At 68.8% G+C, this 20,911-nt stretch carries 19 protein-coding genes; 13 read left to right on the forward strand and 6 right to left on the reverse strand.

Features of this window, described 5'->3' with window-relative positions; genetic code table 11:
- The first annotated feature begins 45 nt into the window (after nucleotides 1-45).
- The 10 genes from OHB24_RS24820 (at nucleotide 46) to OHB24_RS24865 (ending at nucleotide 8,687) form a co-directional block, all read left to right on the forward strand.
- Nucleotides 46-1,074: a rod shape-determining protein gene (locus tag OHB24_RS24820; protein WP_327633230.1), complete on the forward strand. Its 1,029-nt coding sequence runs from the start codon at nucleotides 46-48 to the stop codon at nucleotides 1,072-1,074.
- An 11-nt stretch (nucleotides 1,075-1,085) separates the two neighbouring features.
- Nucleotides 1,086-2,030 (forward strand): rod shape-determining protein MreC, encoded by a 945-nt coding sequence (mreC, locus tag OHB24_RS24825; protein WP_327633231.1) that lies wholly within the window; start codon nucleotides 1,086-1,088, stop codon nucleotides 2,028-2,030.
- Between the two features lies 1 nt (nucleotide 2,031).
- A complete protein-coding gene (gene mreD / locus OHB24_RS24830; protein WP_327633232.1) occupies nucleotides 2,032-2,565 on the forward strand; it encodes a rod shape-determining protein MreD in 534 nt (177 codons plus the stop codon).
- On the forward strand, nucleotides 2,562-4,613 hold the full coding sequence (gene mrdA, locus OHB24_RS24835; protein ID WP_327633233.1) for a penicillin-binding protein 2: 2,052 nt from the start codon (nucleotides 2,562-2,564) through the stop codon (nucleotides 4,611-4,613). Before mreD ends, mrdA begins: the two co-directional genes overlap by 4 nt.
- A gap of 1 nt (nucleotide 4,614) precedes the next feature.
- Nucleotides 4,615-5,781 (forward strand): rod shape-determining protein RodA, encoded by a 1,167-nt coding sequence (gene rodA, locus OHB24_RS24840; RefSeq protein WP_327633234.1) that lies wholly within the window; start codon nucleotides 4,615-4,617, stop codon nucleotides 5,779-5,781.
- A gap of 69 nt (nucleotides 5,782-5,850) precedes the next feature.
- Nucleotides 5,851-6,567: a hypothetical protein gene (locus OHB24_RS24845; protein WP_327633235.1), complete on the forward strand. Its 717-nt coding sequence runs from the start codon at nucleotides 5,851-5,853 to the stop codon at nucleotides 6,565-6,567.
- Between the two features lie 55 nt (nucleotides 6,568-6,622).
- A complete protein-coding gene (locus OHB24_RS24850) occupies nucleotides 6,623-7,066 on the forward strand; it encodes a carboxymuconolactone decarboxylase family protein (protein ID WP_327633236.1) in 444 nt (147 codons plus the stop codon).
- The gene (locus OHB24_RS24855) at nucleotides 7,015-7,884 is read left to right on the forward strand and encodes a sigma-70 family RNA polymerase sigma factor (protein WP_327633237.1); all 870 of its coding nucleotides are present in this window, start codon (nucleotides 7,015-7,017) and stop codon (nucleotides 7,882-7,884) included. Before OHB24_RS24850 ends, OHB24_RS24855 begins: the two co-directional genes overlap by 52 nt.
- Before the next feature lie 18 nt (nucleotides 7,885-7,902).
- The gene (locus OHB24_RS24860) at nucleotides 7,903-8,502 is read left to right on the forward strand and encodes an inositol monophosphatase family protein (protein ID WP_327633238.1); all 600 of its coding nucleotides are present in this window, start codon (nucleotides 7,903-7,905) and stop codon (nucleotides 8,500-8,502) included.
- Nucleotides 8,472-8,687 carry an inositol monophosphatase family protein gene (locus OHB24_RS24865; protein ID WP_327633239.1) on the forward strand — a complete coding sequence of 72 codons (216 nt, stop codon included), beginning with the start codon at nucleotides 8,472-8,474 and terminating at the stop codon, nucleotides 8,685-8,687. The genes OHB24_RS24860 and OHB24_RS24865 overlap by 31 nt, the downstream gene beginning before the upstream one ends.
- On the opposite strand, the gene OHB24_RS24870 is transcribed toward OHB24_RS24865, so the two are convergent.
- Nucleotides 8,684-9,094 (reverse strand): DUF2000 domain-containing protein, encoded by a 411-nt coding sequence (locus OHB24_RS24870; protein WP_327633240.1) that lies wholly within the window; start codon nucleotides 9,092-9,094, stop codon nucleotides 8,684-8,686. The genes OHB24_RS24865 and OHB24_RS24870 overlap by 4 nt on opposite strands.
- 79 nt (nucleotides 9,095-9,173) lie before the next feature.
- On the opposite strand from OHB24_RS24870, the gene OHB24_RS24875 reads away from it, so the two are divergent.
- Entirely contained in the window at nucleotides 9,174-9,629 is a 456-nt protein-coding gene (locus tag OHB24_RS24875) for an Lrp/AsnC family transcriptional regulator (protein ID WP_327633241.1), read from the forward strand.
- Between the two features lie 9 nt (nucleotides 9,630-9,638).
- A complete protein-coding gene (pcaD, locus tag OHB24_RS24880; protein WP_327633242.1) occupies nucleotides 9,639-10,382 on the forward strand; it encodes a 3-oxoadipate enol-lactonase in 744 nt (247 codons plus the stop codon).
- A gap of 9 nt (nucleotides 10,383-10,391) precedes the next feature.
- Here the strand turns inward: pcaD and OHB24_RS24885 are convergent, their stop codons facing one another.
- Nucleotides 10,392-12,947, reverse strand: coding sequence for a S8 family peptidase (locus OHB24_RS24885; protein ID WP_327633243.1), 2,556 nt, complete (start codon nucleotides 12,945-12,947; stop codon nucleotides 10,392-10,394).
- 135 nt (nucleotides 12,948-13,082) lie between these two features.
- Between OHB24_RS24885 and OHB24_RS24890 the strand changes: the two genes are divergently transcribed.
- Nucleotides 13,083-15,014, forward strand: a complete 1,932-nt coding sequence (locus OHB24_RS24890; protein WP_327633244.1) for a TIGR03960 family B12-binding radical SAM protein — start codon at nucleotides 13,083-13,085, stop codon at nucleotides 15,012-15,014.
- Between the two features lie 36 nt (nucleotides 15,015-15,050).
- Here the strand turns inward: OHB24_RS24890 and OHB24_RS24895 are convergent, their stop codons facing one another.
- From OHB24_RS24895 to OHB24_RS24910, 4 genes are all read right to left on the reverse strand, one after another.
- A complete protein-coding gene (locus tag OHB24_RS24895) occupies nucleotides 15,051-15,419 on the reverse strand; it encodes a hypothetical protein (protein ID WP_130381096.1) in 369 nt (122 codons plus the stop codon).
- A 50-nt stretch (nucleotides 15,420-15,469) separates the two neighbouring features.
- The gene (locus OHB24_RS24900; RefSeq protein ID WP_327633245.1) at nucleotides 15,470-16,789 is read right to left on the reverse strand and encodes an HAD-IA family hydrolase; all 1,320 of its coding nucleotides are present in this window, start codon (nucleotides 16,787-16,789) and stop codon (nucleotides 15,470-15,472) included.
- A 10-nt stretch (nucleotides 16,790-16,799) separates the two neighbouring features.
- Nucleotides 16,800-18,119 carry a M28 family metallopeptidase gene (locus OHB24_RS24905; protein WP_327633246.1) on the reverse strand — a complete coding sequence of 440 codons (1,320 nt, stop codon included), beginning with the start codon at nucleotides 18,117-18,119 and terminating at the stop codon, nucleotides 16,800-16,802.
- 265 nt (nucleotides 18,120-18,384) lie between these two features.
- Nucleotides 18,385-20,667 (reverse strand): M43 family zinc metalloprotease, encoded by a 2,283-nt coding sequence (locus OHB24_RS24910; protein WP_327633247.1) that lies wholly within the window; start codon nucleotides 20,665-20,667, stop codon nucleotides 18,385-18,387.
- Nucleotides 20,668-20,911: the final 244 nt, after the last annotated feature.

A 20,911-nucleotide genomic window follows, 5' to 3' on the forward strand; every position in this document is an offset into this window, starting at 1 on the left:
TCGCGCGTTTAGCCTGAGAATCCGGATCGAGCGGGAGGCGCCTCGATGGCGAACAGCATGCTCGGCCGCGACATGGCGGTCGATCTCGGGACGGCGAACACGCTCGTGTACGTGCGTGGCCGCGGCGTCGTACTGAACGAGCCTTCCGTGGTCGCCACCCGGACGGACGAGCCGCGTGAGGCGGTCGCGTTCGGGCACGAGGCGAAGAAGATGATCGGCCGTACGCCGGGCAACATCACCGCGATCCGGCCGCTCAAGGACGGCGTGATCGCCGACTTCGACGCCGCCGAGCAGATGCTGCGGTACTTCATCCAGCGCGTGCACCGCCGCCGGTACTTCGCGAAGCCACGGATCGTGGTCTGCGTCCCGTCCGGGATCACCGCGGTCGAGCAGCGCGCGGTCCGCGACGCCGGGTACATGGCCGGAGCCCGCAAGGTGTACATCATCGAGGAGCCGATGGCCGCCGCGCTCGGCTCGAACCTCGAGGTCCGCGACGCGACCGGCAACATGGTCGTCGACATCGGCGGCGGTACGACGGAGGTCGCGGTCATCTCGTTCGGCGGCATCGTCACCAGCCAGTCGATCCGGGTGGCCGGCGACGCCATCGACAAGTCGATCGTGAACTACTGCAAGAAGGAGTTCTCGCTGCTGCTCGGCGAGGCCACCTCGGAGCAGATCAAGATGACGATCGGGTCGGCGTTCCCGACCACCGACGGCCCGGACAGCGAGATCCGCGGCCGGGACATGGTCTCCGGCCTGCCGCGGACCGTGAAGGTGTCGTCGGCGGACATGCGGCAGGCGATCGAGGAGCCGATCACCGCGATCGTCGACGCGGTCAAGGCCACCCTGGACAAGACCCCGCCGGAGCTGGCCGGCGACATCGTCGACCGCGGCATCGTGCTGACCGGCGGCGGCGCGCTGCTGAAGGGCATGGACGAGCGGCTGCGGCACGAGACCGGCATCCCGATCCACGTCGCCGAGAACCCGCTGGACGCGGTCGTCCTGGGCGCCGGCAAGTGCGTCGACAACATCGAGACCCTCAACCGCATCCTGGTCACCGACAACCGGCGCTGAGGTAGCAGGCGATGCTCAAAGACCTCGGTACCCCGACGACCAGGAGCGCGTTCCGGTCGGCGGGGGAGACCCCGCTGCGTTCGGCCGGTACGCCGCGGGACGTGCGCCGCCGCCGTACCGTGCTGGTGCTGATAATCCTGGCCTGTTTCACGCTGATCGTGCTCGACGCCCGCCGGTCGGCCGGATCGCCGGTCGAGCCGCTGCGCGAGGCCGCGGCCGGCGTTTTCGGCCCGCTCGAGTCCACCGCGACCTCGGCCCGGCAGCCTGTGGACAACCTCCGCGACAGATTCGCGGAAATGGATAGGTTGAAAGCAGAGAACGAAAAACTGAAGAAGGACAACGAGGACCTGACCCGGGAGCTGACCACCTCCGACTACGCCCGCAACCGGGCGCAGGAGCTGGACAAGCTGCTGAAGATCGCACCGGCGTACACGATGACGCCGGCCCGGGTGATCGGGATCGGCAGCGCGCAGACGTTCAGCCACACGGTCACGATCGACGCCGGGACGGCGGACGGCGTGCACACCGACATGACGGTGCTGAACGGGACCGGTCTGGTCGGCCGGGTGGTGCGGACCACCCAGGGGACCGCGACCGTGCTGCTGATCGGCGACCGCAACTCGACCGTGGGCGGCCGGCTGAACGCGTCGATGGCGCTCGGTTTCGTCTCCGGACGCGGCGAGGTCGGCGGCACGCTCGACTACAAGCTGATCGACCTGAAGGCGCGGCCCAAGGTCGGGGACCGGATCGTCACCTGGGGCTCCAGCGGCAACGCGCCGTACGTGCCGGGGGTCCCGATCGGCGTCGTCACCTCGGTGACGGCGAACCAGGGGTCGCTCGGGTCCACCGCGACCGTCAAGCCGTACGTCGATCCGACCCGGATCGACACCGTCGGCGTGGTGACCGGGCCACCTGCCCGGCCGCCACGCAATCAGCTCACAGGGAAGGGGAACTGACGTGACAGCACTACGGATCGGGTTGGCTGCCCTGTTCCTGATGATCGCCGTCACTGTGCAGACGTCCGTGCTGACGAACATCGCGGTCGCCGGAGTGACCTGCGATCTGACGCTGATCGTGGTGATCGCGCTGGCGCTGTCCCGCGGACCGGAGTGGGGCGCGATCGCCGGTTTCGTGGGCGGTTTGATGCTCGACGTCGTACCGCCCGCCGACCACACCGCCGGCCGCTGGGCGTTGTCGCTGGCCATCGCCGGGTACATCGCCGGCCTGATCCGCCGCGAGACCTCCGGCAGCCCGGTCGGGCCGCTCGGCGTCGCGCTGACGGTCGTGCTCGGGACCGCGGTCTCGTTCTTCATCTTCAGTGCGACGGGCTCGCTGCTGCACGACCCGTCGGTCGACTGGGGCGAGTTCGGCGTCCGCCTCGGCATCGCCGCCGGGTACGACGTGGTCGGCGCGATCGTGGTGATCCCGCTGGTCATGTGGATCATGGGCCGCGTCCAACCCGCCCGCGAACGCCGACGGGTCGCCCCATGAGCTGGGACGGTTTCGAGGCGCCGCTCAAGGCACGGCTTCGGTTGTTCGTGATCGGGGTGCTGGTCTTCTCGTTGCTGTGCACGCTGTTCGGCCGCCTCTGGTACATGCAGGTGATGTCGAGCGCCGACTACAGCCAGGCGGCGACCGCGCAGCACATCCGGCAGGTGCTCGTCCCGGCCCCGCGTGGCACGATCGTCGACTCGCAGGGCCGGACCCTCGTCGGCAACCGGGTCTCGGTGATGATCACCGTCGACCGCTCGGTGCTCGCCAAGCTCCCGGAAAGCCAGCAGAACCTCGTCCTCGCCCGCCTCGCGAAGGTGCTCGGTCAGAAGCCGAAGGACCTGAAGGCGCGCACGATGCTGTGCGGTGAGCCGGGCGCGTCCAAACCGCCCGCCTGCTGGAACGGCACGCCGTACCAGCCGATCCCGGTGGCGAAGGACGTCAGCGAGCAGGTCGCGATCGAGGTGATGGAGCGCCGCGAGGACTTCCCCGGGATCGCCGCCGACTCGCAGACACTGCGCGCGTACCCCTCGCCGTACAAGGTGAACGCGGCGCACATCCTCGGGTACCTGTCGCCGATCACCACCGACGAGCTCGAGGACATGGACAAGGCCGGGCAGGACTCGGTCCCGCACCGCTCGGACCTCGTCGGCCGGGCCGGCGTCGAGCGGTCGTACGACAAGCTCCTGCGCGGTACGCCGGGCGAGAAGGACATGATCGTCGACGCCGTCGGATACACCACCGGTATCAAGAAGCAGACCGCTCCGATCCCGGGCGCGACGCTGGTGACCACGATCGACGCGCGCATCCAGGCCTCGGTCGAGGCCCAGTTGAAGAGCGCGATCATGACCGCGCGGAAGCAGACCGACCCGGTCACCCACCGCAAGTACGTCGCCGACTCCGGCGCCGCGGTCGTGATGGACACCAAGACCGGCCGGGTCGTGGCGATGGCCAGCTACCCGACGTACGACCCGGGGGTCTGGGTCGGCGGTATCACCCAGCGCGAGCTGGACGCGCTCTACTCGGCCAAGTCCGGGATGCCGCTGGTGTCCCGCGCGCTGCAGGGCCAACTGGCGCCCGGGTCGACGTTCAAGCCGATCACTACGGCGGCCGCGATGAGTGCCGGGTACGGCCCGAAGACGCGGCTCGACTGCTCGTCGTACTTCGAGGTCGGCAACCGCCGGTTCAAGAACTACGAGTCCGCGTCGTACGGGATGATCGGCTTCGACCAGGCGCTGGCGCTGTCCTGCGACACGTTCTTCTACCGGATCGCCTACGCGCTCTGGCTCAAGGAGGGCGGCAACTCCAGCGACATCAGCACCCGCGACCCGCTGGTCGAGATGGCGCAGAAGTTCGGGCTCGGCAAGCCGACCGGGGTCGACCTGCCCGGCGAGGTGAGCGGCCGGATCGCGGACCGCAAGTGGAAGAAGACGTACTACGACGCGCAGAAGGACTACTACTGCAAGGTCGCGGCGAACCCGCCCGCCGGGACGTCGGCGTTCCTGAAGCAGTTCGCCCGCGAGTTCTGCGTCGACGGGTACAAGTACCGCGCCGGTGACGCCGTGAACTTCGCGATCGGCCAGGGCGACACCACGATCACGCCGCTGCAACTCGCGACCGTCTACTCGGCCCTGTCGAACGGCGGCACGCTGTACGAGCCTCGCGTCGTCCAGTCCTGGATCGGCGCGAACGGCAAACCGCACGAGATCAAGCCGGTCGTGAAGTCGAAGCTCCCGGTCCCGCGGAACACCCTGAAGTACATCGACACCGCGCTGAAGAGCACCACCAAGACCGGTACGGCGGCGTGGAAGTTCCAGGGCTTCCCGCTCGACAAGATCCCGGTCCGCGCCAAGACCGGTACGGCCGAGGTGTACGGGAAGCAGACCACGTCGTGGCTCGCGTCGTACACCGATCGGTACGCCGTGGTCATGATGCTCAGCCAGGCCGGTACCGGTTCGGGCGCCGGCGGTGACTCGGTCCGCAAGATCTACGAGACCCTGTACAACATCAAGCCCGCGCCGCCCGTCCAAGGGAAGCCGGTGCAGTGACATGGCGTTGCTGAATCCCATCCGGACCCGGCCGCGGATGGACCGCCGGTCGACGGTCTGGCACGTCGACTGGATCCTGGTGTTCGGCGTGGTCGCCCTGTCGTTCATCGGCGCGCTGCTGATCTGGTCCGCGACCCACAACCGGACCTCGCTGACCGAGGGCAAACCGGACGCGTTCCTGCTCCGGCACGCGCTGAACTTCGCGATCGGCCTGGTCCTCGCGATCGGCGCCGCGATCACCGACCACCGCCGGGTCCGGATCCTCGCCCCGCTGCTGTACGCCGCCTCGGTCGTCGGACTGATCCTGGTCCTGGTGCCCGGCGTCGGCTCGACGATCAACGGGTCCCGGTCGTGGATCCAGCTGCCGTTCATGTCGATCCAGCCGAGTGAGTTCGCCAAGCTGGCGGTGATCGTCGGTATGGCGCTGCTGATCGCGGAGAAGAGCGAGACCGACCGCAACGAGGACGCCCGGACCCTCGACGTCGCGCAGGCGGTCGGGGTGGCCGCCGTACCGGTGATCCTGGTGATGCTGCAGCCGGACCTCGGCACAGTGATGGTGCTCGGCTCGATCGTGTTCGGGATCATCGCGGTGTCCGGCGTACCGAAACGCTGGATGCTGGGGCTGCTCTCGTTCGGTGTGCTGGTGGCGGCGATCGCGATCAAGCTGCAGGTGCTGAAGGACTACCAGATCGCCCGCTTCACCGCGTTCGCGAACCCGTCGTCGGATCCGCAGGGCATCGGGTACAACGTGAACCAGGCGCGGATCGCGATCGGGAACGGCGGCGTGTTCGGGCAGGGCCTGTTCCACGGCGGCCAGACGCAGAACGCGTTCGTCCCCGAGCAGCACACCGACTTCGTGTTCACGGTCGCGGGCGAGGAGCTCGGGCTGATCGGCGCCGGCGCGATCATCGTGCTGTTCGCGATCATCCTGTTCCGCGGGCTGCGGATCGCGGTGAACGCGCGGGACGCGTTCGGCCGGCTGGTGGCGACCGGGGTCGTCTGCTGGTTCGCGTTCCAGGCGTTCGAGAACATCGGGATGACGCTCGGCATCATGCCGGTCACCGGCCTGCCGCTGCCGTTCGTGTCGTACGGCGGTTCCTCCATGTTCGCGTGCCTGCTGGCGGTCGGGCTGCTGCAGAACATCCACCTCCGCTCGCACCGCTACTGATCGCTCGACTGACCCGTCAGGTACGCTGCTCCCTGCTCGGCCCCCGCCCAGAGCCCGCTGGAAGGCCCGATGACCAGGTTCGTAGCGCTACTTTCCGTCTTGACGCTGTCCCTCGCTGCCTGTGGCGGTGAGGACGAGAAGCCTGCCGCCGCTCCACCGGCGACCACGCCGACGGCGACGCCCAGTGCGACCGCGTCGACGCCGGCCGCGCCCGTGACCCGGACGACCACCGAGCTCACCAAGGCGCTCCTCGAGTTGGCCGACCTGCCGACCGGCTTCGCGGAGGACAAGGACGAGGCCGACGAGGACGCGAAGCCGTTCTCGTCGTCGAGCAGCCGGTGCAAGACGCTGGTGAAGTACCTGAACGCCACCAAGGCGCCGGGCTCGAAGGCCAGCGTGGCCCGCACGTTCACCGGCGGTCAGGAAGGCCCGTACATCGACTACGGCCTGGACGCGATGGGCACTGCGGACGAGGTCACCGACCTCCGCGACGAGTACGCCGAAGCCGTCGACTCCTGCGCCAAGGTGACCCTGAAGACCGACGGCGCCGGCAGTACGTCGATGAAGGTCGAGAAGATCACCGCCCCGCAGTACGGCTCCAAGCCCTTCGCGTTCCGCCTCACCGGCACCAGCGGCCCGAAGCGCGGCCTCGAGTACGCCGCCGTCGTCACGGGTGTGGACGACGTGATCATCTCCGTCGGCGTCCTCGCCGGCCAGGGCACCGAGCTCGACCCCGCCACCGAAGCGGCTGTCACGAAGGCGCGGCACGTCCTGAAGCCCGCGTGATCGGTGTCACACGCGTAGTCGTCACGTAGGGCGGCCGCGCCGCCGTCGTGTTGGCATGGACGAGCGGATGAACTTCAGCAAGGTCTCGCCGGCTGGTTTCCGGGCCGTGTTCGGCGTCGAGAAGTACGTGCAGGGCGTGGTGGACCACACGTTGCTGCACTTGATCAAGGTCAGGGCGTCGATGCTCAACGGGTGCGCGTTCTGCCTGAACATGCACACGACGGACGCATTGAAGGACGGCGAGAGCAGTCAGCGGCTGTTCGGTCTCGCGGCCTGGCACGACTCGTCGTTCTACGACGACCGCGAGCGCGCCGCGCTGGCATTGACCGACGCGGTCACGGTGCTGGAGCGCACCGGCGTACCGGATGACGTGTGGGACGCGGCAGTGGAGCAGTTCGGCGAGGAGGGCACTGCGAACGTGCTCCTCGCGATTGGCACCATCAACCTGTGGACCCGTCTGAACGTCGCGACCAGGAAACAGCCGGAACTGGCCGGTTGATCCTGCACGAGTACGAGTCGGCGCGCGGGATGCTTGCCGGGCTCGCGTACCGGATGCTGGGCAGTTGGCACGACACCGAGGACGTGCTGCAGGAGACGTACGTCCGGTGGTCCGCGGCCGACCGCTCCGACGTGGCCGAGCCGCGCCGCTACCTGACGCGGGTGGTGGCGCGGCTGTCCGTCGACGTACTGCGAACCCGGCAGGCGCGCCGCGAGAGCTACGTCGGCGAGTGGCTCCCCGAGCCGGTGCCGGCGAACGCGCTCGACCTCGAGGAGGTGTCGATGGCGCTCCTGCATCTGATGGAGCGCCTGACCCCGCCGCAGCGCGCGGTCTACGTATTGCGGACCGCGTTCACCCTCCCGTACGACGAGATCGCCGAGATTCTCGACCGTACGCCGGACGACTGCCGCCAACTGCACCGTCGGGCACGGCATGCCCTGGCCGACGACCAGCGACGCTACGAGCCGACCGCCGCCGAGCAGCGCCGCCTGCTCCTGGACTTCGTGGCCGCCGCCCGCGACGGCGACCTGCCGCGACTGGAGTCGATGCTCCGGGACGACGTCATCTCCTGGACCGACGCCAACGGCGCCCGCCGGGCAGCCCGCAAACCCGTCACCGGCCGCGAGAAGGTCGCCACCTTCTTCAGCCACATCTACGCGCGTCCCGGCGTGACGTTCACTCCGGTGGATCTGATCACCGGCCCCGGTCTGAAGGTGGTTGTCCGAGGCGACCATCACCTGCTGACAATGGACTCCGACGGCACCGCGATCACGGCGATCCGGGTCGTGGCCAGCCCGGAGAAGCTTTCCGCCGTGTGACGCGTGTTGGATGACGGTATGAGTTCTGATCTCGAGTTGGCGATCGCGGCGGCTGCGGCTGGGGCTGCTGTGGTGCGGAGCAAGTACGGCACCGTTGTTGCGCGGCACGACAAGTCGGCGACGGATTTCGCGACGGACGCCGATCTTGCGGCTGAGCAGGCGATTCTCGAGTTGATCCAGAGCGCCCGGCCGGGGGATGCGATTCTCGGTGAGGAGTACGGCGCCAGCGGGGAGGCGGATGCGTCGAGGCGCTGGCTGGTCGATCCGTTGTGCGGGACGCTCAACTTCGCCGCCGGTACGCCGCTCTTCTCGGTCAACGTGGCGCTGCAGGTCGACGGCAGGACAACCGTCGCCGCGATCGCGGATCCGGTCTCGGGGGAGATTTTCTGGACCGACGGCGAAACCGCAACTGTGCGCCGCGACGGTTCCGATCTCCCGCTAGCACCATCGGCGGATTCGCTTCTGGTGGACGTCAACCTGGACCCGATCACGGATGGCGGGTTTCTCGGGTCGCAGCTCCTCGCGGATCCCGCCTTCCGGGGCGCGTTCGGTCAGCGGGTCTGTCGACCACGTTGGCGGTCGCGTGGGTGGCCGCGGGACGACGTACGGCGTACGTGACCGACGGCAACCTCCGCGACAGCGTCCACTTCGCGGCCGGCCTCGCGCTCTGCCGCGCCGCCGGCTGCGTCGTCACCGACCTGCGGGGTGGTCCGCTTTACTCCGGGCCGGGAGTCATCGCTGCGGCCGATGAGAAGAGCCACGCCATCCTGCTCGAACTCATAGGTCCACATCTGCCCAACTAGCGGTAGAGGGGGAGGGCTCCGGTGAGGGAGTCGATCGAGGTGCGGGGGCCGTAGAGGGCCAGGCCCAGGTACTCGATGTCTTCGGGCTTGGTTCCGGTGAGCGTCGTGGACATCTGGTCGTACGTGCGGGCCCGCTGGGCGACCTGGTGCATGTCGTGGATGGTGACGTCGGCGCGGGCGGCGGCCTCGGCACGGAGGGTGCTGAGGGTGTCGGCGGGGGCGCGGAGGATAGGGATCGGGTACGCGCACATGCCGGTGTGAGGGGTTCCGGCGGCGTCGGCGGTGTCCGGACCAACGGTGTCGTCGTGGTGCCTGCCGACGCCGACGCCGAGCAGGGCGGCGGTGTTGAGGGCGACACCGATGGGGGCTTCGGCCGCGATGATCACGACCATCTTGTTCGTCAGCACGCCGGTCACGCTAGCTCGATGGGCGGACTATCTCGGCGTACTCCGAACATCGTTCGGCGGATCTGCGAAACTGGGCGGCATGGACGAACTTGATACGGCGCTGCTGCGGATGCTGCAGAACGACGCCCGCCGGACGAACCGGGACATGGCGGCCGAGCTCAAGATCGCGCCGTCGACCTGCCTGGAGCGGATCCGGGGGCTGCGCGACCGCGGCGTGATCAGCGGGTACCACGCGGCCGTCGACCTGAAGGCGATCGACCGGTCCACCCAGGCGATCATCTCGATCAAGCTCCGGCCGCAGGCGATGGCCGTAGCAACCGCATTCCAGAAGTACGTGATGGACCTGCCGCAGACGCTGGACATGTTCATGGTCTCCGGCGGCTCCGACTTCCTCGCCCACGTGGCGGTCAAGGACACCGAGGCGCTCCGCGATCTGGTCCTCGCCCTCGCCAAACGCCAGGAAATCGCCGACATCCGCAGCTCAGTCGTCTTTGAACACCACCGCCGCACCACGATCATGCCGCTGACTTCGTAGTGTGGGGGCATGCGACTGAACTACGTGGAGACAGGACCGGCTGATGCGCCCGTAGTGCTGCTCGGGTCGTCGCTCGGTGCGGATCTGGGGATGTGGGCGCCGCAGGTCGACGTACTGGCCAAGCGGTTCCGGGTGGTGGCGTTCGATCATCGGGGGCACGGCGGGTCCGAGGTGCCCGACGCGCCGTACACGATCGACGACCTCGGCGGCGACGTCGTCGAGCTGCTCGACGCGCTCGAGGTCGACCAGGCGTCGTACGTCGGGATCTCGCTCGGCGGCGCGGTGGGCCTGTGGCTCGCGCAGAACGCCCCGGAACGCTTCCACCGCTTCGTCGTGATCTGCCCGCCGTCGAACCCGGCCGCGAGCCCGCAGATGTGGATCGACCGCGCCGCGCAGGTACGGGCCGACGGCACCCAAGCCATCACCGACGCGACCCTCGGCCGCTGGTTCCTCCCCGAATTCAAGGACATCGACCCGGTACGACGGATGCTCGAGGACTGCCCCGCCGAGGGCTACGCCGCCTGCTGCGAGGCCCTCAGCACCACCAACCTCCTCCCCGGCCTGAGCGACATCACCGCCCCGGTCCTCGTAGTCACCGCCGACTCCGACACCTCCATCCCACCCGAAACCGTCGTACCCCTGGCCTCCCAGATCCCCGGCGCCCACCTCGAAGTCATCGAGAACGCCGCCCACCTGGTCACCTACTCCCACCCGGACGTCGTCAATCCGTTGCTCCTGGCCCACCTGAGTTGACCCGCGGGACTACTCCGGTTCGTACGTCCAGGTCTCGTGAGTCGTGGTACCAGGCTTGTACTGGCGCGCCGGGCGGGTCTTGCCGCCGAGGCCCGCTTGCCAGTCGGTCCGCGGTTCGAGGTACTGCTGCACCTGGGCCGGCAGCTTGATGCCGGCGGCGATCGGCATCACCTTGAACCGCGAGGCGGCCAGGCCCCAGAACGTGTCCGTGCCGGCGGGACCGTTGTACTGGGCAACGACTTCGGCCAGCTGGCGATCGGACCCGACGCGACGCCGTAGACCGTCGAAGAAGTGGCCGGACCGGGTGTCCACCAGACCGTAGACATACGGGCTCCCGTCCAGACTGCCGTCGTCGGCGTTGACCTTGCCGAGGAACGACACCATGAACGCGGTGAAGTCCTTCGGAGCGATCGTGCGGTTGCCGATGCGGCCGACGTACAGATCCTTGATCTCCGGCCGGAGTTGCCAGGTGAGCAGTTCCTGACCGCCGGCGCTCTTGTAGTGGTAGCCCACGAAACCGACGAATCCACTGGCGTCGGCTCGCGGAACGGAGACGCTGACAGGCTTCGCCCGTCGCGCATCGATGGTCACACCGGTGGCGCTGTGTACGTCGAAGCCAGGCTCGACCATCCGGTACAGCTGTCCCTCGGCGCCGAAGATCGTCGCCTCGAGGATGTGGGTGCCGCGCGGGACGCGTGCGGTGCTCAGGCCGGTGGCGTCGACGGTGTCGCCGCTGCCGACATTCCAGAAGGAGACGTACGCACGGGCCGCCGGTACGGGCGCGCCGTCCGGGCCGAGTACGCGCAGGGCAACGTCGTAACTCTCGATCTCCCTGTCGACCACAAGCGGTACGACGACCTGCTGCGCGGCGCCGGTCGCGGTGCCGGTCGCGGTGATCCGGCCGCTGTAGAGGCCGTCCGCGCCGGCAGGCGTGGTGTCGGACACGACCTGGACGGACGCCTCGCCTCCGGCCGGGACGGTGAGCCTGTTCGCACTGAGCCGTAGTGCGCCGGTGGGGGCAGGTTTGCCACCGATCGACAGATCGGCCGTCAGTTCGAGGGTGATCGGAGTGGCGCCGAGATTGCGGTAGGTCAGAGGCTTGCTGACGGGCTTGTCGTCCGCGTGCGGCCACAACGCCGTACCGAAGGAGAGACTGCCCGTCGTCGCGACCACGGACTGAGTGACGGCACGGGCGAGGTCGACCCGGCCGGCGCCTTGCTCGTACGGTGCCAGGCTGGGATTCGGCTTCGCGGCCGACATCAGCGCGCTCTTCAGTTCGGGCGCCTTCCAGGCGGCGTGTTGCTGGACGAGCAGTGCGGCGGCACCGGAGACGTGCGGCGTTGCCATCGACGTACCGGACATGCGGCTGTAGCGCTCGCCCACCGGCTCACCGAGGACGGCTCCGGCCGCGCGGGCCGCGACGATCCCGACACCGGGGGCGGTGATGTCGGGTTTCACGGCGCCCGCGGGAGCCGGTCCCTGCCCGGAGAAGTCCGCGAGCGCTTCCTTGCTGTCGACCGCTCCGACGGTCAGCGCGGCCGCGGCGGTACCGGGAGACTCGACCGACTCGGGACCGCCACGGTTGCCCGCGGCCACGACGAACAGCGTGCCGGTGGTCCTGGTCAGCCGATCGACGGCCTCCTCGATCGGATCGATCTCGTCGCCGCCCGGGCTGCCGAGACTGAGATTGACGACCGGAGCGTGCTGGGACACCGCCCACTCGATGCCGGCCAGTACGGCGGACTCGGAGCAGTCGCCGGTGTCGTCGCAGACCTTGCCGTCCAGCAACTTCGCGTCGGGAGCGACACCGCGATAGCCGTCGACGCCCTTGCCCGCGATGGTGGACGCGACGTGCGTGCCGTGGCCGGCGACGTCGGCCGGCGGGGACGGCGTGAAGTTCTTGGTCGCCAGCACCTGGCCGGCGAGATCCGGGTGCGTGCTGTCGATGCCGCTGTCGAGGACCGCGACCTTGACGCCCTTTCCGGTGTAGCCCGCCTTCCAGGCGGCCGGAGCGCCGATCTGGGGGACGCTGTGGTCGAGCGACATCCGCAGCTTCCGGTCGAGCCAGATCTTGGTCTGCCGTCCTTGGCCTCGGAGGAACCCGGCCGCGGCGTGCTTCGGAACGACCAGCGCGGTCGCGGAATTCAGCTCCCGGACCGTTGTCGCGTGCCGGGTAGCTCGCGGTTGACCGCTCATGATGAGCGGGATGTCTCCTCGGGCGGCGTCGTCGTACCCGTCCCGGAACAACAGGTCGAGGTCGAAGAGCCGCTTGTCGAGTTGCCCGGTCCGGACGGCTTCCCGGACGTCGGACGGGATCACGGTCCAGTGTGTGCCGGTACGCCGGCTCTCGAAGGTGACCTGTTCGCGCCCGGTGGCCCTCTCGATAGAGACCTGGTCGCGGTCCCCGCCGCGCAGGACCACCCGGTCACCCGTGATCAGTGTGACAACCCGGTCTTTGCCCCGGGTCGCCGTGTTCTGGGTGGCCGCGGCCTGGCCGGTCGCAGGTAGGGCCGCCGCGCTCAACCCCACTGCCAACCCAACCGCCAGCCATCGTCTTGTTCGCACGTTAATCCCCTTCGTAGTCACCGGTTCACTCTGGGGATGTCCGGCCGGACCGTGGGCATTTCATCGCCGATTCCGGCGTGCAGGGGCTGCGGCGTTAGGCTGGTAGGCGCTCTGACCTGCTGACTGGAAGTGGCTATGACTGTCGAATCGCTGTTCCCGCGCCTGGAGGCTCTGCTTCCGGGGGTGCAGAAGCCGATCCAGTACGTCGGTGGTGAGCTGAACTCGGTCAGTAAGGAGTGGGACTCGGTCAGTGTCCGGTGGGCGCTGATGTATCCGGACGCGTACGAGGTCGCGCTGCCGAACCAGGGCGTGCAGATCCTGTACGAGGTGCTGAACGAGCGCGACCACATCCTCGCCGAGCGGACGTACTCCGTCTGGCCGGATATGGAGAAGGTGATGCGGGACCACGAGATCCCGCAGTTCACGCTCGACAGCCACCGGCCGGTCCGGGCGTTCGACGTGTTCGGGCTGTCGTTCTCGACCGAGCTCGGGTACACGAACATGCTGACCGCGCTCGACCTCGCCGGGATCCCGCTGCACGCGGTCGACCGCACCGACGAGGACCCGATCGTGCTGGCCGGCGGGCACGCCGCGTTCAACCCGGAGCCGATCGCGGACTTCATCGACGCCGCGGTGCTCGGTGACGGCGAGGAGATCGTGCTGGCGATCTCCGAGGTGATCCGGGAGTGGAAGGACGAGGGCCGCCCGGGTGGTCGCGACGAGGTGCTGATGCGGCTGGCGAAGTCCGGCGGCGTGTACATCCCGAAGTTCTTCACCGTCGACTACCTGCCGGACGGCCGGATCCAGCGCGTCGTACCGAACCGTCAAGGCGTTCCGTTCCGTACGGCGAAGCACACGGTCATGGACCTCGACGCGTGGCCGTACCCGAAGAAGCCGCTGGTTCCGCTCGCCGAGACCGTGCACGAGCGGTACTCCGTGGAGATCTTCCGCGGCTGTACCCGGGGCTGCCGGTTCTGCCAGGCGGGCATGATCACCCGGCCGGTGCGCGAGCGCAGCATCACCACGATCGGCGACATGGTTGAGAACGGGCTGAAGCAGTCCGGGTTCGAGGAGGTCGGCCTGCTCAGTCTCTCGAGCGCCGACCACAGCGAGATCGCGGAGGTCGCGAAGGGCCTGGGCGACCGGTACGAGGGCAGCAACGTCTCGCTGTCGTTGCCTTCGACAAGGGTCGACGCGTTCAACATCACGCTGGCCAACGAGTTCTCCCGCAACGGCCGGCGCAGCGGTCTGACGTTCGCGCCGGAGGGCGGGTCGGACCGGATGCGCAAGGTGATCAACAAGATGGTCACCGAGGAGGACCTGATCCGCACGGTCGCGGCGGCGTACAGCCACGGCTGGCGGCAGGTGAAGCTGTACTTCATGGTGGGTCTGCCGACCGAGACCGACGAGGACGTGCTGGCGATCGCCGCGCTCGCGAAGCGGGTGATCGAGACCGGTCGCGAGGTGTCCGGCCGGCGCGACATCCGATGCACGGTGTCGATCGGCGGGTTCGTGCCGAAGCCGCACACGCCGTTCCAGTGGGCCGCGCAGCTCGGCGCGGAGGAGACCGACGCACGGCTGGCGAAACTCGGCGCGGCGATCCGGTCCGAGAAGGGCTACGCGAAGGCGATCGGTTTCCGGTACCACGACGGCAAGCCCGGCATCATCGAGGGACTGCTGTCCCGCGGCGACCGGCGCGTCGGCCGCGTGATCGAGGCCGTGTGGCGCGACGGCGGCCGCTTCGACGGGTGGAGCGAGCACTTCTCGTACGACCGCTGGGTCGAGTGCACCGCGAAGGCGCTCGCCGACGAGCCGGTCGACCTCGCCTGGTACACGACGCGGGAGCGCGAGTACGCCGAAGTACTGCCGTGGGACCACCTGGACTCGGGGCTGGACCGCGACTGGCTGTGGGAGGACTGGCAGGACTCGCTCGAGGAGGACGGCGCGATCGAGGTCGAGGACTGCCGCTGGACCCCGTGCTTCGACTGCGGCGTCTGTCCTCAGATGGGCACCGAGATCCAGATCGGCCCGACCGGCAAGAAGCTCCTGCCGCTGTCCGTGGTGTGAGACCTGCGGCGCGTTCGCCGCAGGCCTCTCAGCCCTTCAGTTGCAGTAGTACGCCGGGGTTGGGGTTGTTTCGGTCTGGTCCTGCCAGTGGGCCACGCCGACGTAGTACCCGCAGCCGGTGCCTTCGTCGAACCAGGCGCCGCCGCCGGAGTACGCGTACGTCTCCGCGACCGTGGTGAACGGTCCGCTCGCGCTGTCGCCCTTCTGCAGCTCGACGCGCACCTCGGTCACGCTGTTGGAGCAGCCCTCCAGGCCCACGGCGACGTACAGCATCAACGCCGAGTACCCGACCGACTTCGCCGTCACCAGATCGCAGGCCGAGGTCGACGCCTGGGCCGGCGCCGCGACCGTCAGACCTGCCGCAGCCGCCGCAACGGCCGCGACCGTCGTTACGAGTTTCCGCATCTGACCACCCTCCAGTTGGAAACCTACAGAGGGTCAGCAGATTAGGTCACTCAGTTACGAGCCGTCGAGCCTTTCGGCGCGGCGGAAAGAAGCAGGTCGGTGAGCAAGAGCTCGTCAGCGCTGCCCAGAACGAGGTCGGCCTCGGCCACCGCGGCGGCCGTGACGAACGGATTGGGTACGGCGACCGCGTACATGTCGGCCGCCTGTGCCGCAGCCACACCGTGGGCCGTGTCCTCGACGGCGATCGCCGACGAGCCGGGTACGCCGAGACGCTCCAGGGCGAGCTCGTAGATCGCCGGATCGGGCTTGTGCGTCTCCACCTCGTCGCCGGTGACGATCTGATCGAACAGGTCGACCGCACCGACCCGCTCGAGATGGCCGACCACCCACTTGCGTGGCGAGCTGCTGGCGATCGCCACGCGAAGACCCAGGTCCCGCGCGGCCGCGATCCAGGCCCGGATCCCCGGCCGGAAGTCGAGCTCGGCGTGCATCCGCTCCCGGTGCGCGACGCGGCGGGCGTGACTCGCCGTACGGTCGAAGTCGGTGCCGACGGCCGCGGCGAGGATCGCATACCGGTCCTCGCTGATGTCGCCGCCGTGGCCGGGCCAGAAGCCGTCGAGGTCGAGGTCGAGGCCGTGGTGCGCCCACTCGGCCTGCCAGCTCTCGACCATCGTGGTCTCGGTGTCCATCAGCAGGCCGTCGAAGTCGAACACGATCGCCTGTACCTCGACCGGCACCAGCCGCGTGGCGAGCCGGTGGATCTGGGCGTCGCTCAACCCCAGCCAGGACAGGTACGCACGGACGCCGCCGAGGTCGTCCAGGTGCTCGAGCGACCCGAGGATCGTCTCGGGAAGGGTCCGGCTGAACTCCGGTCCGTCCTGGATTCCGAGGTGCACCTCGCTGATCGCGTAGTCGGCCGCGATCTGTTCCCTCGGTACACCGGCCAGGTCGAGCAGCACCGCGACGGTCAGACCGGTCCGGTCCTTGCCCGCCTTGCAGTGCACCACGACCGGCCGATCCGCCGGTGCGTCGGCGATCGCGCTGAAGACGCGGCCGATGTGGGTCGCGTTGCGGGTGAGGCTGTTGCGGTAGACATCGACCAGCCGCGGCTCCGCATCGGCATCACGCAGCCGCTCGGCCTCCGGGTCGATCCACGGGATCCTCTGGTACGCCGGTGTGCCCTCGAGCGGATGTGGTTGCTTCATCTCCCAGTCGGACCGCAGATCAAGAACGAGTCCAGCGTCGAGCGCCTCGAAATCGGCCAGGTCCTCAGCGTCGAGCGCATCGCTACGGACGACGGCCCGCGGCCGGGTCTGGACGCCGTACCGCGTCGGAAGTCCGCCAACGTCACGCGCATTCGGGCTCCACATACCTGACAGCTTATACCGTGCCCAGCGACTCGAAGTCGTGCCAGGATCCGTCGAAAGCCTTGTGGTGCAAGGCGGAATCCGTGCCGACCGCGAAGACGTCGATCCGGCCCGGGCCCCACGACACGACCGAGCCGGCCGGGCGGGGGCGGGCGGTCGCGGGCTCCAGCCAGCCGGCCAGGGCGGCGATGTTCATCCGCAGGATCTCTGTGGCGAACGACCAGTCGATGAAGTTCAGGGTGTCGTTGGCCGAGTGAATGTGACCGTTCGCGCTGTCCGCGCCCTCGATCGTCAGCACTGCGGGCATGCCGGCGTCGATGAACGGGACGTGGTCGCTGGCGAACGGGTTCAGTGAGGTCTCCACCTTCAGGCCGGTGTACGTCGCGGCGGCCGTCGCCAGCGCACTGATCAGCGCGGTCGACACCGGTGCGCCCTCGAGGAGAACGGTCGGTGTAGCGGTGTTCTTGGTCCCGATCATGTCCATGTTCAGGACGGCGCGGACCCGGGACCGCTCGGCCGGCGGCAGCGTTGCGACGTACTGCTTGCTGCCGAACAGGCCTTCTTCCTCGCCGCCGAACAGGATCAGGCGAATGTCGTGTTTCCATGATCGGATTGCCAACAATCGACCGAGCTCCAGTACGCCGGCCGAACCGCTGCCGTTGTCGTCGGCTCCAGGTGCCGCCGCGGCCGAGCCGCCCGCCAGGTTGATCGAGTCCAGGTGGGCGGTGACGATCACCAGTCCACGGTTGGACCCGATACCGGCCCGGTCGCCGATCAGGTTTGCGGAGCGCCCGGCGCCGACGGTGACCGGCGTCCGGGACGTTTGGTAGCCGAGGGCAACCATTCGGTCGGCGGCGAAGTCCATCGCCTGCGTGAACGTCGTACTCAGCGAATGCCTGGTCGGCAGGCTCGCCAGCCAGGTCAGGTCGCTCTGGTACGACGCCGTGGACACCTCGGCGACGAACTGCGCGACGGCCGGGTCTGAGCGCGCCGGTACGACGGGAGGGGTTTCGAAAACCGTCGTACCGGCTCGCAGGGGCTCGATTCGCCAGCAGTGGTTGGACCGTCGACGGGGTTTGTCGGCGGCCGAGATCACCAGATGCCGGCCGTGATCGAGCAGAGGAGTGACGTCCGGGTAGTCGTCCTGGAAACTGCGGCCCACCTGTGTGACGAGCAGCAGCCCGGGAGCGGTTCGGGAGGCCCGGCCGAGGCGTTGGTCGGCCGGGACCCAGAGGAGCGTCCGCTCCCCGAACCGCGCCGACTGCGCGCCGTCAGCGGCATCCGCGGTCGGTACGACCAGATAACGCACAGGTCCTGCAGTCAGGTTTGCCATGCGATCTCCAGCCGGTCAGGAGTGACAGAAACGATGCGCCCGGGGTTACCGGACAGTCGGCCGTTGGTGTCCCAGCGGCCGGGTGCGCCGGCGGACGGGGCGTCGCCGCGGCCGATCATCAGTGGAACGAACGTTCCGTCCGCACGGAACTCCACCCCCCGCCGGCCACGGGCCGGCGGGAAGGCGTAGTCGTCGCGGCGGTAGACGCTGACGCCGTCGTGGTCCTCCTCGGCGGAATGCGTCCAATGCCCGATCGGTGGAGTGGTCAGATCCCCACCCCCTGTTGGATCGTTGCGGGCGAGTCGGGCACCGTCACCCTGAAGTCACTGATGACGCCGCCGAGGGGCTCGTACCCGTTCCACGTCGAGCCGTCCCACCACTTGTGGTAGAGCTGCTTGTCGGTGCCGGTGACGAACACATCCAGCCGGTTCGTGTCCCACGAGACCACCCGCGGCTCGTCGGTGCAGATCCCGCCCAGGTACTCGTACCCGGTGAGCGACGGTCCCCACGCGGACCCGTCCCACCACTTGTGGTAGAGCGCCGAGTCCGTTCCGAGTACGAACACGTCCAGCCGGTCCGGACCCCACGAGACCACGGTCGGCGCTGTCGTACACACGCCGCCCATGTACTCCCAGTCCGACCAGGCGGAACCGTCGTACCACTTGTGATACAAGGCCGAATCGGTGCCGATGACGAACATGTCGAGCCTGTTCTCGCCCCAGGCCACGACCCGCGGCGGCGAAGCGCAGACGCCGCCGAGGTACTCGTACCCGTTCCAGGCCGTGCCGTCCCACCACTTGTGGTAGACCGCGTTGTCCGTGCCGAGCACGAACACGTCCAGCCGATCAGGGCCCCAGGCAACGACTTCCGGCGGACTCATGCAGACGCCGCCGAGGTACTCGTACCCGTTCCAGGCCGTGCCGTCCCACCACTTGTGGTACAGCGCCCGGTCGGTGCCGAGGACGAACGCGTCGAGCCGGTTCGGACCCCAGGTCGCCAGCCGCGGCGGGCTCATACAGACGCCGCCGAGATACTCGTACCCGTTCCAGGCCGTGCCGTCCCACCACTTGTGGTACAGCGCGTGATCGGTGCCGAGGACGAACGCGTCCAGCCTGTTCGGCGCCCAGGACGCGACTTCAGGAGCGCTCATACAGATACCACCCTGGTACTCGTAACCGGCGACGGACGGTCCCCAGGCCGATCCGTCCCACCACTTGTGGTACATCGCCAGGTCGGTGCCGAGCACGAACGCGTCGAGCCGGTCCGCGCCCCACGCCACGACCGATCCGGCGGGTTCCGGCGTACCGGTGCCGCCGAAGTCCGGCAGGTCCCTGCGCACGGTGTCCAGACACGCCTGCATCCGCGTCACCTGGTCGGTGGTGAACATGACCATGCCGCGGTCGTCGGTGTAGTCCATGTAGTCGTAGAACAGGTCGCCGTTCGGCCCGTTGCTGCAGGTCACGTGCGGGAACGTCGGTACGCCGAAGTTCGGGCCGGCCGCGTTCGGGGTGTCCGCGCACTCGTCGCTGCCGCTGCAGCCGCTGCCGTCGTCGCCCCAGATGTGGAGCAGGTTCAGGTAGTGCCCGACCTCGTGGGTCGTGGTCCGGCCGAGGTCGAACGGCGCTGCCGCCGTACCGTTCGTGCCGAATCCGCTGTGCAGGATGACTACGCCGTCGGTGTTCGCCGGGCCGCCGGGGAACTGCGCGTACCCGAGCAGGCCGCCGCCGAGCTGGCACACCCAGATGTTCAGGTAGTTGGCGGTGTCCCATGGGTCGATCCCGCCGTTCGCCGACGACTTCACCTTGTCGTCGGTGCCGAAGCCCGCCGTACTCGTCTGGGTCCGGGTGACGCCGGTCGTCGGGTTCCCGTTCGGGTCCTCGGTGGCCAGGAAGAACTCGATCCGGGTGTCCGCGATCAGGCCGCTGAACACGCCCGGAACGATGCTGGTGTCGGGGTTGGTGGCGCGGAAGTCGCGGTTCAGTACGTCGATCTGGCTGTCGATCTGGGCCTGCGAGATGTTCTGCGCGTTGGTGTTCCAGACGACGTGGACGACACAGGGGATGCGGGCGATCCCGGCGAACCGTTGCTGCGCGGCGACGTAGCTCATCGTCGCGGTCTCGAGTGCCGATCGCGCTGCGGCGTACGCCGGCGAGGTCGACAGCAGTCGCCGGTGCACATCCATCACGCCGCACTGGCGACGCGTCGGGAACTCCGTCCGTCCGCCGTCGGTCGCGCCGCTCATACCGGCACCACCGGCCTGGCCGCCGCCCGACATCCCAGCACCACCAGGCGCTCCGCCGCCACTCATTCCCGCGCCGCCGGGCGCTCCGCCGCCGGTCATTCCGGCGCCGCCGGGTGATCCGCCACCGCCCATGTCCGCGGCCGGTGATCCGCCACCGCTCATGTTCGTCGTACTGGCTGTCGGCATGCCGTTCGCCGTGGGCTGTTCGCTCGTGGCGTGCCCGTTCCGCTCGGTCGCCGGGGCCTCGCCCGGCATCCTGAAGTCGTCCCGGTGCTTGTCCGCCCGCCCGTTGGCCTTTCTCGGCATCTCTCCCCCTCCCACGGGGGCGCACGAGCAGGCCGGCGTACGCCGAACCGAAGAACCACCCCCAGCGCGCCCTCGATCGAAGGCGGCCCGGCCGCCTTCCCCCACCGAACAGTCGGCCCCCAAGTCGCTGCTCTGGTTTCACGATCCGCTCATCACCGCCCGTGCACAACCCTTCGCGGACCGGCAGTCAAATTCCCGCAATCCGCTGTGGTGGTTGACGAATTTCAAGCGCTTGGAGGGGGAC

Source organism: Kribbella sp. NBC_00482 (assembly GCF_036013725.1).
Classification (GTDB): domain Bacteria; phylum Actinomycetota; class Actinomycetes; order Propionibacteriales; family Kribbellaceae; genus Kribbella.

Excerpts from the sequence above, each read along its gene's own strand:
- OHB24_RS24820 (WP_327633230.1), top strand. The coding sequence starts at position 46 with ATGGCGAACAGCATGCTCGGCCGCGACATGGCGGTCGATCTCGGGACG.
- mreC (WP_327633231.1), top strand. The coding sequence starts at position 1,086 with ATGCTCAAAGACCTCGGTACCCCGACGACCAGGAGCGCGTTCCGGTCG.
- mrdA (WP_327633233.1), top strand. The coding sequence starts at position 2,562 with ATGAGCTGGGACGGTTTCGAGGCGCCGCTCAAGGCACGGCTTCGGTTG.
- rodA (WP_327633234.1), top strand. The coding sequence starts at position 4,615 with ATGGCGTTGCTGAATCCCATCCGGACCCGGCCGCGGATGGACCGCCGG.
- OHB24_RS24845 (WP_327633235.1), top strand. The coding sequence starts at position 5,851 with ATGACCAGGTTCGTAGCGCTACTTTCCGTCTTGACGCTGTCCCTCGCT.
- OHB24_RS24850 (WP_327633236.1), top strand. The coding sequence starts at position 6,623 with ATGGACGAGCGGATGAACTTCAGCAAGGTCTCGCCGGCTGGTTTCCGG.
- OHB24_RS24860 (WP_327633238.1), top strand. The coding sequence starts at position 7,903 with ATGAGTTCTGATCTCGAGTTGGCGATCGCGGCGGCTGCGGCTGGGGCT.
- OHB24_RS24875 (WP_327633241.1), top strand. The coding sequence starts at position 9,174 with ATGGACGAACTTGATACGGCGCTGCTGCGGATGCTGCAGAACGACGCC.
- pcaD (WP_327633242.1), top strand. The coding sequence starts at position 9,639 with ATGCGACTGAACTACGTGGAGACAGGACCGGCTGATGCGCCCGTAGTG.
- OHB24_RS24890 (WP_327633244.1), top strand. The coding sequence starts at position 13,083 with ATGACTGTCGAATCGCTGTTCCCGCGCCTGGAGGCTCTGCTTCCGGGG.
- OHB24_RS24895 (WP_130381096.1), bottom strand. The coding sequence starts at position 15,419 with ATGCGGAAACTCGTAACGACGGTCGCGGCCGTTGCGGCGGCTGCGGCA.
- OHB24_RS24900 (WP_327633245.1), bottom strand. The coding sequence starts at position 16,789 with ATGTGGAGCCCGAATGCGCGTGACGTTGGCGGACTTCCGACGCGGTAC.
- OHB24_RS24905 (WP_327633246.1), bottom strand. The coding sequence starts at position 18,119 with ATGGCAAACCTGACTGCAGGACCTGTGCGTTATCTGGTCGTACCGACC.
- OHB24_RS24910 (WP_327633247.1), bottom strand. The coding sequence starts at position 20,667 with ATGCCGAGAAAGGCCAACGGGCGGGCGGACAAGCACCGGGACGACTTC.